Below are 13,014 nucleotides of genomic sequence, written 5' to 3' on the forward strand. Positions count from 1 at the left end.
GAGAAACTGCCCCGGTATGATAGCACACAGGGGCAAATAGAAGTGTTATTTACCAGCAACTTGTGCTTTGTTTGGATTGTCTGCAGCCTGAGCTATCATACAGCTTTCAAGCGTTTTGGCATCAGTGGCATTATCCACTTTTTTTAGCCAACGATTGATTTGAGCCATTGTCTTAGATGATGGATCAGGAGCGTTGTATTGCTTCATAAGTGAAGCACAATCTGCTAACATAAAGCTAGGAAGCCCAGCGATAAGGGCGATTGCAATATATTTTTTCATTTCTTACTCCTTTCTTAGAATCTCAAAAGATACGCAAGAGCGATGTTTTGATTTGTAGTATTTGCTTTTGCCGTAGGTAAAGGCATAATGGCTGTGTCATAATCAAGATGTTGTCTTGTGTAGCTTAGGCGGAAAAACTGATTCAAATCAAGCTGCCAAATCGCATAGACATCGTGCATATCACCGCGTGTATTGCGGAAGTTGAATGGATCATTAATGCTTACACGAGAGAAGGCATACCAATATTGACTGCCTTTGAAGTATTCATAGCCGATTTTGAAAGTCGATCCAATATCATAACGCAATCCAGCGTGAACCGCCCACGCATTTTCGTTAGCAAATTTAGCATAAGGCAACGCAGCGGCAGCTTGTGGGGTGAGCTGTCCTCCACTTTGTTGTGCTAATGTTGCCGCAGCGGCATTTGATACTTTTCCATCGCTACCTATATAATAGCTTGCTGATACAAACCAGTTAAGCCCTGTGCCAAGCATTTTGTCATTTTCAATATGGAGATTCACATATTGCATATCACCGATATTTTGAGCGGGAAGTGCTGTTTGCCCTGTGCTCATATAAGGTGTAGCGTAGTTTTGGAGATTAATATAAGTGAGCATTAAGAGATTTTGCCCAAAGCTTTTTGGCGCAAAAGGTGTCTCAAACGCACCAAAGAAAAGATTTGCATCACTTGCACCTTTATTACCCCAGATATTTCCACCAGCAGAAGAAGTATTTGGATTTAATGACTGATAGATTTTAGAGTATCCAGCTCTTAGGGCTGCGTTTGTATAAGGTTTGAGTGTTAGCACAGCACCATCGCCAAGTGCATTTACCGCAAGGGCAGGGTATGTGCTCATACGAGCCGAGCTATTGCGGAGATTTGATCCGGGACCATCAGTGCCGGGCAAACGACCGATAGTAAGGGCGGCGTATTTCCCCATATAGATATCTACATACGCTCTTTCCACATAGATAGCACTTCCTCCGGCTATACCGCGTCCTGCATCTAGCGAACCGATCGTCCCAACTGCAGGATAACCCAAATCAATATCACCAAATGCTTTTGTCATAGAAAGACGCCCTGTGAATTTTGTATATTTATTCACATCGGCATTCATATTAAGGTAAAGTCCCATAGCCCAGCGGTTTTTGTAATTTTCCGTTGTGCCTGTTGTGTGATTTTTTGATTGAATGTTGTTTAACGCTGTGGTAAATTCAAGTCCGAATTTCACTTTATTAAGTGTGGCGGCAAGCTCATTTGCATCAACGCGATCATTGAGTTCATCAATGTCTTTTTGAAGAGAATCTAATGTCGCAGCCAAAGCAGAAGAAGATAGCAGAAGCAGCCCCCCCCCCCAAGTGTAGCGATAAGTTTATGTTTCAACATAAAAACTCCTTATTTGTGAAAATTAAAGGCGGGATTTTCTTATCTTTTTGCTGAAAAATTGCTAAAAAGTAAAAATAAAGTTAATAAAATGTAAATTTTATGTCTATATATTACAAACATAATCAAATATTTTTCATATTTGTTTTGTGTTTTATCTCCAATGAAAGCTTGGGCTAAAAATATATACTCTTAAGATTTCACAAGTTATAATTTTGGCTTTGTTGAAAATCATAAAACAATGTAAAGGAGAGTTTATGAAAAAGTTGTTTTTAATCATTGGAGCACCGGGCAGTGGGAAAACCACAGACGCACAACTTATCGCAAAGAATAATGCGGATTCTATCGTGCATTATTCCACGGGTGATTTGCTAAGAGAAGAGGTCGCAAGTGGCAGTGAGCAAGGGAAAATCATAGATGGCTTTATCAGTAAAGGGAATCTTGTGCCGCTTGATATTGTGGTAAGCACGATTGTAAAGGCTATGGCAAACGCCCCAAAAGATGTGATTATCATTGATGGGTATCCGCGAAGTGTGGAGCAAATGGAAGCCCTTGATGAAAAACTTAAGGCTCAAAGTGAAGTTAAGCTTATAAGCGTGATAGAAGTTGAAGTGAGTGAATCTGTGGCACGAGATAGAGTTTTAGGACGAGCTAGGGGGGCTGATGATAATGCAGAAGTATTTAATAATCGTATGCAGGTGTATCTCTCTCCGCTGAAAGAGATTGAAGCATTTTACACACAAAGCAATGTGCTATATAGGATTAATGGTGAGCGGAGCATTGAAGCGATTGTGAGTGAAATGGAAGCCTTTATTAAAAGTAAGATTTAAGTAAAATATCAATCCTTTAGAATCTTAAAGGTAGATTCTAAAGATTGCGGTGCTAGATTCTGTAAGAGAATAGAATCTAGCAGATTTAGATTTGTTTTTCACACTTCTGTTGATGTGAAGCCGTATTTTTCTTCAAGTGTTTTGCCAAAGTTTGTCCCAAAGCCCTCGCAAAACCGCATTCCATAGAGCAATACAAACCACGAGATATAAATCCACAGCATCATAAAAAGAAAAATAGAGATGGGTCCATACACGCTTTTGTAAGTCTCATTATAAAAGACATAATACACAAAACCCCATTTTGTGATAAGCCATACCGCCGTGGTAAGCACACTGGATATAAGAAGTGCTAGAATCTTCAAAGGCTTGTTGGCTGAAAGCTTAAAAAGCAAGAAAAACATAATCCAAGTCAGCAGATAAGGGATTAAATCAAACAAAATGCTTAAATCCGCAGTGCCTTTGAGCGTCTTTTGCACCTCGCCACTAAAGTAGATTGAAAAGGCTAAAACCACGGGAAAAAGTGTAATCATCGTCCAATACATAACAAGTGAGTCAAAAAACTTTCTAGGCGTGGAGTTAAACATCTTTGCAGCGATGTATTCATAGTTACGAAAAAACATAATTGACGCAATAAGTGTATAGCCAAGCCCCATCATACCTAGAGCAGAGCTGTTTTGCATAAAAGTATCAAGGTAGCTAGAAATCACTTCAGTGTGCGTTGGCAGGATATTTGAAAGGATAATGGTGCGGATTTGCTCAATTTGAGATTGGAAGTTTGGGAGATTCACAAAGATAGAAAAGAAAATCAATAATAATGGGATAATGGCAAAAATGGTATAAAAGCTTAAAGACGCTGCATAAAAGCTTAGCTCCTTATCGGCTACGAAGTTCCAAATGCTTTTGAGTTTATCCCAGACAAGGGTAAAAATCTCTTGAGTCTTACCTAGAAATGTGCGGATAAGCCTATCTTTTTGTATATCCATTTATTCTCCTTTAGTGGCAGTGTGTGGCTGGAATGTAGCCATAAGATTCTAAAAGGGCAATATCTTCTTGTGGGGCTTTGCCATCTGTGGTGAGATAGTCCCCTAGCACAATGGCGTTAATTCCCGCTTCATACAGGGGCTTTTGATTATCACCAAAGATGACTTCACGCCCACCAGCTATCATAAGACGCGTATTTGGGAGATACTCTCTAGCAAGAGTAACGCACTCTAGGGCTTCATCTTGGCTCAATGTCTGCGGGGGCAGGGGCAAAGCGTCATTGGGGATATAAAAATTAATCGGTGAGCTATGTGGAGATAGAATTTGCAAAGACTTTAAAAGCTCAATCCTATCGCTCCAGCTCTCCCCTAAGCCAAAGATTCCACCAGAGCATAAGCCTAACTCGGCTTTGAGTGTGTTTTCACAAGTTTCAAATCGCTCCAGCCAAGTGTGCGTGGTGCAGATATGCGGAAAAAAATCTTTGGAGGTTTCAAGGTTGTGATTGTAGCTATCTACACCTTGTGATTTAAGATATTTGAGCGATCCCAAATCCGCACTGCCACAACACGCGATGATATGTAGCCCCAAATCAGCTTGTTTGATGGCGTGTGCGACTTTAGCAATGTATTCACATTTTTGAGAATCTAGACTGCGACCAGCAGTAACCAAGCAAAAGCCCAAAGCCCCAAACTCCCGCAATGCCTTTGCTTCTTGTAAAATTTTATCAATACTTTTATTTTTATAACGCTGAATCTGTGTGCCATAATGCGCACTTTGTGTGCAGTATTTGCAGTCTTCTGGGCAGTCTCCGGAGGCGACATTGCAAATAGAGCAAAGGAAAATCTCATTATCTGTCATAATAAACCTTTGATTTTAAGATAGTTTTAGGAAATGAGATGTCATTGTAGCAAAAATGCCATAAATTTATGGCAAAAGTCTTTAAAAGTTAGCCTGTGGTAGAATCTGCGATAAGTCAATATAAAACAACAACTATTCATCAAGGAAGTTTAATGAAAGCATTAAAGGTTAGTGAGCTAAACACACAGATCAAGGCGATTTTGGAGCAGACTTTTTTAGATGTGTGCGTGCAAGGCGAGATTAGCAGTGTTAAGGTGCATACGAGCGGACATATTTATTTAAGCCTTAAAGATGAAAGCTCAAGTATCAAATGCGTGATGTTTAAAGGGAATGCTAGGGGGCTAAAGATAAGCCTTGAAGTGGGGCAGAGTGTCGTCATTATGGGGAGTGTAAGTGTCTATACACAAAAGGGGGAGTATCAGATTTTGTGTAAGAGTATTGCTCTTGCTGGGGTTGGTGAGCTTGCTTTGGCATTTGAAAATCTTAAAAATAAGCTTCAAGCTAAGGGCTATTTTGAATCTTTTCACAAAAAGCCTATGCCGAAGTTTCCTAAACGCATTGCCCTGCTGACTTCAGCTACCGGAGCAGCAAAAGAGGATATGCTAAAAGTGGCACGCAAGCGTTGGGAGAATGTGCATATCACGCTTTTTGATACGCTTGTGCAGGGGGAGAATGCTAAGGAATGTATTGTGGCAAATTTAGCTTTAGCTGATAGCTTTTTTGGCACAAAAGAAGGCTTTGATGTGATTGTTTTAGGGCGAGGTGGGGGCAGTGTGGAGGATATGTGGGCGTTTAATGAAGAGTGTGTGGCAGAGGCGATATATAGGGCTAAAACGCCTATTGTATCAGCAGTGGGACACGAAGTAGATGTGTTTATTAGCGATTTTGTAGCGGATTTACGAGCACCTACGCCTTCAGCGGCAATGGAAATGCTTTTGCCCGATAAGTTTGAGTTTTTGCGGATTATTGATGAGATGATGGGTGCGTATTCCAGCGTGTTTGAAAGGTATTTGGGGCAAAAGCAGGGATTGATAGGGCAACTCAAGGAGTATTTTAAACTCTATAATTTTCACGCACAATACACAAATAAGACAGAGCAGATTCAGGCTCTAGGGCAAGTATTTGTGGAAAATTTTAGGAATGTTTTAGAAAAAAAGCAAGGAGAGATTGAAAGGGTAAAAATGCTCATAGATATGGCGTGTGAGAGAAAGCTCACTCACGCACAAATGGAATGCGAGCGGCTTTTTGAAGCCCTAAAAGTGAGCAATCCACGCTCACTATGTAAGAATGGCTACGCACAAATAAGCAAGGAGCAAAAAGTCTGTGCTTTACAAGATATTGCTGTTGATGAAGTGTTTGAGCTTAGCGATTTAGATTCGCATATATTTGCCAAACGCGTGGAGTAGGGTAAAACAGAATAGATGATAAGGCAAATAGGACTAGATTCAACACTAGATTCTAAAGTAGAATCCTAGCGTGTGCTACCTACAGATGTAACGCGGGTTTTTGTCCTAAAGGCAGGGATTGAGTTCCAAATAAACACAAGAAGTAGGCGTTGAGCGTCTTCTATATTCATAAATTTATACTTAATTAGCACCTTGCAAGTAAGAAACTCAAAATATGACTTGCCCACACCCTTATCATCAAGGTAGGCTTTTTCAAAATCGCCACCAAAATATCGTGCAACATTGCTGATATTGATTTCCTTTTGGGCGAGAGTTTTAAGATAATCATCTGGCGAAGTGCTAGGGGGGAATTTACTCACGCGTGAGACAAGAAAAGTGATAAGCTTTTCTTCAATGCCCTTAATGAGATCTAGGAATACAACGCTATTTTTATCTACATTTTCTCTTATGCGGATAGCTTTTTCAAGGGTTTCTGGCTTTGAGCCTTTGAGTAGGACAGAGGCGATTTGTGTGATTTTTGGCTCTGATAAGATATTGATGACATATTGCTTATTTGCCCTGCCACTAGTGTAAGAACGCTTAATACTATCAATGGCTTTATCAAGATTGTCAGCTTCAAACATAGCGTTAAAAATAGCAAATTCCTCTTTGGCAAGGAGATTTTGCAGATCATCTTTATAGTTTTGATTTGCTACAAAACCCTCTTCTTTGAGAACATAAAACTTCCGCACCAAAGTGTTTATCATATTAAACTGCATACTATTCTCCAAGCTCAATAAGATTCTAGCTGAGAACATCGGCAGAATCTATGAAGAATTAAATGAAATCCTTGTTTTTGCTCTCTTTTGTGCTAATGTCAAGTGGGTTTTGTTTAGCCTAAAATAATAGCCTTTTCTCGTTTAGGTAGAATCTCACCAACAATATTTGCATAGGTGATTCCAGCCTTGCGTAAGTCATAGACAAACGCTTTAGCTTGAGCAAATGGCAAGGCAAAGAGCAGTCCGCCTGAAGTTTGTGCGTCATAGTAAAAAATATCATCATCTATTTGTGATTGAATCTGCACTTGATGGGACAAGGCATTTTTATTTTCATACGAGCCACCCGGCACAATTCCCATTTTTGATAGCCCTTTTGTGTTTTCAAAAAGTGGAATTTGTGTCGTGTAAAAGAGTATGCTTTTATCATAAGGAGAATTTTGCGTGGAATCTAGCAAAGGGGAATGCGATTTTTTCGTTATATTTGCACGACACATTTCAAGCGCGTGTCCTATAAGCCCAAAGCCTGTAATGTCCGTGCAGGCGTGAATCTCATAGTTTTGAGCGACTTGCATCGCATAGAGATTAAGCATTGCCATTGATTTTATAACTTCTTCTTGATTGTGAAGCATTCTTGCTTTAATTGCTGTGGTGAGAATCCCACTCCCAAGCGGCTTTGTCAGCACTAAGACATCATTTTCTTGTGCGGTATTATTCCGCCAAATTCTATTCTTATGCACCACTCCATTAACAGAAAGTCCATATTTCTGCTCAGTATCTTTGATCGTATGTCCGCCAAGGAGCAATGCTCCAGATTCAGTAATCTTATCTAGCCCACCTTTTAAAATAGCATTTGCTACTTTGACATCAAAATGTGTGCTATCCCACATCAGCAGATTTAAAGCACTTTTTGCAATGCCCCCCATAGCAAAAATATCGCTCAACGCATTTGCTGCAGCAATTTGTCCATAGATATATGGGTCATCAACCACAGGCGTGATAAAATCCACACTTGAAAGCATAGCGTATTCATCATTTTCATTATAGAGCATAACGCCACAATCTTCATTGTTTTCAAACCCTGCAAGTAACAATGGACTTGGCTTTTGGGTGAGTTGGCTAGAGATTTGTGATAGATCTTCCAGACCGACTTTAGCCGCTCACCCAGCACATTGAATATGTTGCGTTAAATCTGAATCTGCCATATATAATCCTATTATAAAATTAAAGAGAGATGAGACTATCGCTTGTTAGCATATTTTGCACGCCATCTATGGCATTGCCTATCATACCGACTTTAAGGCGTTCGGTTAAAGCAAAATAGCTTAAGCACGAGCCACAGGAATAAATCTCAACTCCCTGCTTTTCAAGCTCTTTTAAAACTTCCACAATTTCTGTATTATCTACTTCTTTGTTATCCGTTGTAAGTAAAACACCGCGATTTATAAAGAGAATCTTATGCGGCAAAACTTCAGTTTGCAAAAGTGATTTGATAAAGCCATTTATCAGCATACCGCCAAGCTCCCCTTCGCCTACGCGATCATTTTTAATAAGCATCATTTTGGGAATGATCTTATCCTTAGATTCTTTGCTAAGCTTACCCACCTTACCTTTAAGAAAGATGATAAACTGCTCATCTCGCCCAAGCCCAATCTCAAACTCAAAGCCTTCAGTCTTAAGAAAACGGCTAAGATTTTCTTTTGATGAAGGGGAATTGCCGATAATTTCATAGCTGTGGAGTTTTAAGGAATGCTCATTGACACCAACGAGTGCTTTTTTAGCTTTAACAACAGGTTCGGGGCAGGGTAAATCACGCACATCAATTTGGATAGTATTATTCATAAAAATCCTTAAAAGGGGAGATTCTTGTTTGTAAAGTGGCATTATACATTAATTTTTGAAAGAAATTAGAAGTTTTTATGAGAAAAAAGGCTTGTGTTGCGTGAAAGTATGACTTCAATGTGGAGCTAAATGAAAATATAGAATCTAGCCTTGTAGATTTAAGGCTAGATTCCAAAAGTTTAAAGGGCAAAATCTTGCATAAGATGGAAGTTGAGATAAGTGTAGATATTTTCTTTCTTATCATCAATTTTTTGTGGAGCGATTTGTAGATACTCTTCAGCTGTTGGAAGCTTACCAAGCATAGCACACACCCCGCCAAGCTCCGCACTACCAAGATAGACTTGCGCACCTTTGCCCATTCTGTTGTCAAAGTTTCGCGTTGAAGTAGAGAATACCACAGCATTATCTCGTACTCGTGCTTGATTCCCCATACATAGACTACAACCCGGAGCTTCAAGCCTAGCTCCTGCCGCACCAAAGAGTGAGAAATACCCTTCTTTTGCGAGTTGCTTTTCGTCCATTTTTGTCGGTGGGGCAATCCAAATTTGTGTTTTGCTTTGCCCTTCATTTTTGACAATCTCACCAAACGCCCTAAAATGCCCGATATTTGTCATACAGCTTCCAATAAAGACTTCATCAATATTTTTAGGTCGTTTTGGATTAGCGTGAATCTCGCTCAAAGTTGCTACATCATCTGGGTCATTTGGACACGCAAGAATAGGCTCTTTAATATCAGCTAAATCAATCTCAATGATGGCTGCATACTCCGCATCGTCATCTGGCTCTAAAAGCACAGGATTTTTAATCCACTCTTTCATTTTATCTGCCCTGCGTTGCAAAGTCTCAGCATTTTGGTAGCCATTTTTAATCATAGATTCTATAAGTTTAATATTTGAGCTAAGGTATTCAATAATCGGCTCTTTATTTAGCCTTACACTACACGCCGCTGCACTTCGCTCCGCACTTGCGTCACTTAGCTCAAAGGCTTGTTCAACTTTCAAATCACCTAAGCCCTCAATCTCTAGAATCCGTCCGCTAAAGATATTCTTTTTACCTTTCTTTTCAACGGTCAAAAGCCCTTGCTTAATCGCATAATAGGGAATAGCATTAACCAAATCACGCAGTGTAATACCCGGATTGAGTTTGCCTTTAAACCGCACAAGCACAGATTCTGGCATATCAAGTGGCATAGAGCCTGTAACCGCAGCAAACGCGATTAAGCCGCTTCCTGCCGGGAAGCTAATACCAATAGGGAAACGCGTGTGAGAATCCCCGCCTGTCCCAACCGTATCCGGCAGACACATACGATTAAGCCACGAGTGAATCACGCCATCTTTTGGGTGCAGGGCAACACCACCACGCTCGGAGATGAAGTTTGGTAAAGTGGCGTGTAAGCTCACATCAGCTGGTTTTGGATAGGCTGCGGTGTGGCAGAAGCTTTGCAATACAAAATCCGCCCCAAAATTTAATGCGGCAAGTTCCTTAATCTCATCGCGTGTCATCGCACCTGTGGTGTCTTGGCTACCAACGGTTGTTGTCTTTGGCTCACAATAACTGCCCGGACGCACACCTTCAACGCCACACGCACGACCCACCATTTTCTGTGCTAATGTATAGCCTTTTGTGCTTGGAGCTGGTTGTTTAGCTTCTTTAAACACATCGGATTTAGGAAGTTTGAGATATTCTCTTGCTTTTGCGGTTAAGCCTCTGCCGATGATGAGTGGGATTCTACCACCTGATTGGATTTCATCAGCAAGTGTTATGGGATTAAGCGTAAAAGTTGCTACAACCTTGCCATCTTTATGAATCTCGCCTTTAAGCGTGTCAATCTCAATAATATCACCATTTTTTAGCTCACTCACATCAGCAACGATTGGCAACGCACCGCTGTCTTCGCAAGTATTAAAGAAAATCGGTGCAATTACGCTACCAATGACAATGCCACCACTCTTTTTATTTGGGATAAACGGAATCTCCTTACCAAAATGCCACATAATAGAATTACACGCAGATTTTCTACTGCTTCCTGTCCCCACAACATCACCCACATAAGCTACAATCGCGTTATTTTCTTGCGCTTTTTTCTTAGCATTTTCAATGCGAGATTCAAAATTTTCTATACGACTTTTTAGCATTGCTTTGGCGTGAAGTGGAATATCACTTCTAGTGAAAGCATCACCTGCTGGGCTTAAGTCATCTGTGTTTGTTTCGCCATCAACCTTAAACACACATACTTTAATCTTTTCTTGTAAGCCCTCTTTGCGTTTAAACCACTCTGCATCTGCCCAAGACTGGATAATCTCCTGTGAAAGCGGAGTGTTTAAGGTAGCGATTTTTTCAAAATTATCATAAATTAAAAGTGTGTGTTTTAAGGCTTCCGCACAAGCTTTTGCTAGGCTATTATCATTAAGAGAAAGCCCTTGAATAAGAGGATCGACATTATAGCCTCCAAGCATTGTGCCTAGATAAGTAACTGCTTCAGCTTGGCTAAAGCCCCAATCTTGCTTATTTTCAAGCAAAATCGCCCCTAAAAACTCCGCTTTGAGTTGGGCTGAGGCATCAACGCCCGGATTCACTCTATGGATAATAAGCTCCTTAGCAAATGCCTTATGCACGGCACTCAGGCTAGAATCTTTACACATATCAATGGCATTTTGTGTCTGGGATAGGCTTAAGGGCAAAGGGGGGATGCCCTGTGTAGCACGCTCTTTGCTATGTGCGTCATAGTCTCTTATAAATTGCTCAAACTCTTCTCTCATTGCATTCTCCTTGCTTTTTGTGTTGTTATATGGAAACCAAAACTCTGTATAATGGTTTGGCTCAAATTGTATAACAAAAATACCAAACAAGCAGGAAAGTAAAGTGAAAGTTATCCAAAAGTGAGCTTCAAAACTTCCCAAAATTCTTTTAAGTTATTTATTTTTGTATTGTGTTTGTGCGGATTTTAAGTCATTTTTCAAAGTAGTTTTTGGCTGATATATTCGTGTATATAGGCTTTTTGTATGTGGTGCTTGGAAAATATGTTTAAAAGCGATACATAAAGTAACATTACAGATTTTTGGTAGACTTTTGGTAGATTCTAAAGATTACTAGATTTCATATCTAAATGAAAGCAAGGATTCTAAAACATCTGCGATTTTGTATGGATTTGTGTAATGCTATACGCAATAGAAATGATAGGAGTAGGAATAATGCAGATTTATAAAAAGCGACATTATGATAAGCTTTTAGATTGTTTGTTTGCCCCGTTGCTTGATGATGGTGATTTGCTCACACAGCTACGAGCAAATACCATTCTTGCTAAAGGGCAGCGTTATTTTGATTTTACCGCTTCGGGTTTGGCGTATAAAAAGATTGAAAAACGCATAGATTCTATTCTACCCTATTATGCTAATACTCATTCGCGTTTTACCACGCATTCGGCATTTATGAGTGTAATTTATGAAAGGGCAAAAGAGCGATTAAAAGAGATGTTGGGGCTAGATGATGAGTTTGTGTTGATTGCTGGAGGGAGTGGAGCGAGCTTTGGGATTAAAAAATTTCAAGAGCTTATGGGGATATATATGTCTCCAAAGAGTTTGGCACATTTTGGTTTATTTTTTCAAGGAATTGAAGGCTTAAATGATGAAAAAAATTGTGCTTCACAAAATCCATTACTTGAAAAACTGCGGATATATGACAGGCAAACAAAAACTTTGAATCTGCCCTGTGTGCTTCTTAGTGGGTTTGAACATCATTCAAATGAGATAAGCTTTAGGGAGGGGCTATGTCATATCCACAAAATAGGCTTTGACAAGGCAGGGCTACCTGATGTAGGGCATTTGAAAAAGATATTACAGAATCTTAAAGATGAAAAAATCATTGCGTCTTTAAGTGTGGCTTCAAATGTAACAGGATTGCTTGCTCCCATAGAATCTTATAGCAAACTTTTGCGTGAAAATAAAGCCACTATCGCCTTTGATATGGCAAGCTCTTCATCTTATATGCAGGTAGATTCTTATTTGTATGATGCTGGATTTTTCGCACCGCATAAGCTTTTGGGTGGGGTTGGCTCGTGTGGGCTTTTAGCAATAAGAAAAAACTTATGCGATACGCAAATTCCACCAAGCTTTGCTGGAGGTGGGACGATGGAGTATGCTAATGATATGACACATTCTTTTATTGATGATGAGGCTTTAAGAGAGGAGGCTGGGACACCTGATATTTTGGGGCTACTGCGTGCGGCTTTGGCTTATTCATTGCGAAATGAGATTGGCTTTGCGTGGATAAAAAGGCGGGAAAGGGTGCTTATGGAGATATTTTTACACGAGCTTAAAAAAATTCCAGCAGTCAGTATTTATGGGGATTTAAAGGTGGAGAGACTCGGCATTGTGAGTTTTAATATTGGCTCAATCTCACCTCTTAATCTTTCAATGCTTTTAAGCAAGAAATATGGCATACAAACGCGTGCTGGTTGTAGTTGTGCTGGTCCGTATGGGCATTATCTTTTAGGTAATGGGAGCAAGGATAAAAAGCCTATGTGGTTGCGAGTAAGTATCCACTACACACATACTTTGGAGGATATTGAATACCTTATAGAATCTATTAAATCTTGTGTAAAAATCCTTCGCGGTGAGAGAGGAGAAAAATGGCAATTTTGATAAATATTTAATGATTATTAAGGGTAATTTATAATAGAATGC

Annotated in this window: 11 protein-coding genes and 1 pseudogene; 3 read left to right on the forward strand and 9 right to left on the reverse strand. The window is 39.9% G+C overall.

Going from position 1 to position 13,014, the window contains the following annotated elements; translation table 11 throughout:
* Window positions 1-45: 45 nt before the first annotated feature.
* Both LS74_RS05265 and LS74_RS05270 read right to left on the reverse strand, forming a co-directional pair.
* Window positions 46-279 carry a hypothetical protein gene (locus LS74_RS05265; RefSeq protein ID WP_034584788.1) on the reverse strand — a complete coding sequence of 78 codons (234 nt, stop codon included), beginning with the start codon at window positions 277-279 and terminating at the stop codon, window positions 46-48.
* A gap of 14 nt (window positions 280-293) precedes the next feature.
* Window positions 294-1,598: a DUF3373 family protein gene (locus LS74_RS05270; protein WP_236096821.1), complete on the reverse strand. Its 1,305-nt coding sequence runs from the start codon at window positions 1,596-1,598 to the stop codon at window positions 294-296.
* A 319-nt stretch (window positions 1,599-1,917) separates the two neighbouring features.
* On the opposite strand from LS74_RS05270, the gene LS74_RS05275 reads away from it, so the two are divergent.
* The gene (locus LS74_RS05275) at window positions 1,918-2,490 is read left to right on the forward strand and encodes an adenylate kinase (protein WP_034584785.1); all 573 of its coding nucleotides are present in this window, start codon (window positions 1,918-1,920) and stop codon (window positions 2,488-2,490) included.
* 98 nt (window positions 2,491-2,588) lie between these two features.
* Here the strand turns inward: LS74_RS05275 and LS74_RS05280 are convergent, their stop codons facing one another.
* Both LS74_RS05280 and LS74_RS05285 read right to left on the reverse strand, forming a co-directional pair.
* Window positions 2,589-3,473: a YihY family inner membrane protein gene (locus LS74_RS05280; RefSeq protein ID WP_034584782.1), complete on the reverse strand. Its 885-nt coding sequence runs from the start codon at window positions 3,471-3,473 to the stop codon at window positions 2,589-2,591.
* 10 nt (window positions 3,474-3,483) lie between these two features.
* Window positions 3,484-4,329, reverse strand: coding sequence for a biotin synthase (locus LS74_RS05285; protein WP_034584779.1), 846 nt, complete (start codon window positions 4,327-4,329; stop codon window positions 3,484-3,486).
* 152 nt (window positions 4,330-4,481) lie between these two features.
* Here LS74_RS05285 and xseA point away from each other — a divergent pair, with 152 nt between their 5' ends.
* A complete protein-coding gene (xseA, locus tag LS74_RS05290) occupies window positions 4,482-5,735 on the forward strand; it encodes an exodeoxyribonuclease VII large subunit (protein WP_034584776.1) in 1,254 nt (417 codons plus the stop codon).
* A 65-nt stretch (window positions 5,736-5,800) separates the two neighbouring features.
* On the opposite strand, the gene LS74_RS05295 is transcribed toward xseA, so the two are convergent.
* The 5 genes and pseudogenes from LS74_RS05295 to acnB all read right to left on the reverse strand — a co-directional run bounded on the left by LS74_RS05295 (window position 5,801) and on the right by acnB (window position 11,091).
* Complete coding sequence (locus LS74_RS05295) at window positions 5,801-6,493, reverse strand: hypothetical protein (protein ID WP_034584774.1); 693 nt, start codon at window positions 6,491-6,493, stop codon at window positions 5,801-5,803.
* Window positions 6,494-6,606: 113 nt separating this feature from the next.
* Window positions 6,607-7,638 (reverse strand): annotated as a pseudogene (selD, locus tag LS74_RS05300) (selenide, water dikinase SelD); the annotation flags it as partial.
* Window positions 7,639-7,714: 76 nt separating this feature from the next.
* Window positions 7,715-8,332, reverse strand: coding sequence for a sulfurtransferase-like selenium metabolism protein YedF (gene yedF / locus LS74_RS05305; RefSeq protein ID WP_034584770.1), 618 nt, complete (start codon window positions 8,330-8,332; stop codon window positions 7,715-7,717).
* The gene (locus LS74_RS05310) at window positions 8,325-8,522 is read right to left on the reverse strand and encodes a hypothetical protein (protein WP_034584766.1); all 198 of its coding nucleotides are present in this window, start codon (window positions 8,520-8,522) and stop codon (window positions 8,325-8,327) included. Before LS74_RS05310 ends, yedF begins: the two co-directional genes overlap by 8 nt.
* Window positions 8,512-11,091 carry a bifunctional aconitate hydratase 2/2-methylisocitrate dehydratase gene (acnB, locus tag LS74_RS05315; protein ID WP_034584764.1) on the reverse strand — a complete coding sequence of 860 codons (2,580 nt, stop codon included), beginning with the start codon at window positions 11,089-11,091 and terminating at the stop codon, window positions 8,512-8,514. Before acnB ends, LS74_RS05310 begins: the two co-directional genes overlap by 11 nt.
* Window positions 11,092-11,523: 432 nt before the next feature.
* On the opposite strand from acnB, the gene LS74_RS05320 reads away from it, so the two are divergent.
* A complete protein-coding gene (locus LS74_RS05320) occupies window positions 11,524-12,972 on the forward strand; it encodes an aminotransferase class V-fold PLP-dependent enzyme (protein WP_034584761.1) in 1,449 nt (482 codons plus the stop codon).
* The last annotated feature ends 42 nt before the right edge of the window (window positions 12,973-13,014 follow it).

It is taken from the genome of Helicobacter magdeburgensis (assembly GCF_000765825.2).
GTDB classification, from domain to species: Bacteria; Campylobacterota; Campylobacteria; order Campylobacterales; family Helicobacteraceae; genus Helicobacter_C; species Helicobacter_C magdeburgensis.

Excerpts from the sequence above, each read along its gene's own strand:
- acnB (WP_034584764.1), bottom strand. The coding sequence starts at position 11,091 with ATGAGAGAAGAGTTTGAGCAATTTATAAGAGACTATGACGCACATAGC.
- LS74_RS05285 (WP_034584779.1), bottom strand. The coding sequence starts at position 4,329 with ATGACAGATAATGAGATTTTCCTTTGCTCTATTTGCAATGTCGCCTCC.
- LS74_RS05280 (WP_034584782.1), bottom strand. The coding sequence starts at position 3,473 with ATGGATATACAAAAAGATAGGCTTATCCGCACATTTCTAGGTAAGACT.
- xseA (WP_034584776.1), top strand. The coding sequence starts at position 4,482 with ATGAAAGCATTAAAGGTTAGTGAGCTAAACACACAGATCAAGGCGATT.
- yedF (WP_034584770.1), bottom strand. The coding sequence starts at position 8,332 with ATGAATAATACTATCCAAATTGATGTGCGTGATTTACCCTGCCCCGAA.
- LS74_RS05320 (WP_034584761.1), top strand. The coding sequence starts at position 11,524 with ATGCAGATTTATAAAAAGCGACATTATGATAAGCTTTTAGATTGTTTG.
- LS74_RS05265 (WP_034584788.1), bottom strand. The coding sequence starts at position 279 with ATGAAAAAATATATTGCAATCGCCCTTATCGCTGGGCTTCCTAGCTTT.
- LS74_RS05275 (WP_034584785.1), top strand. The coding sequence starts at position 1,918 with ATGAAAAAGTTGTTTTTAATCATTGGAGCACCGGGCAGTGGGAAAACC.
- LS74_RS05295 (WP_034584774.1), bottom strand. The coding sequence starts at position 6,493 with ATGCAGTTTAATATGATAAACACTTTGGTGCGGAAGTTTTATGTTCTC.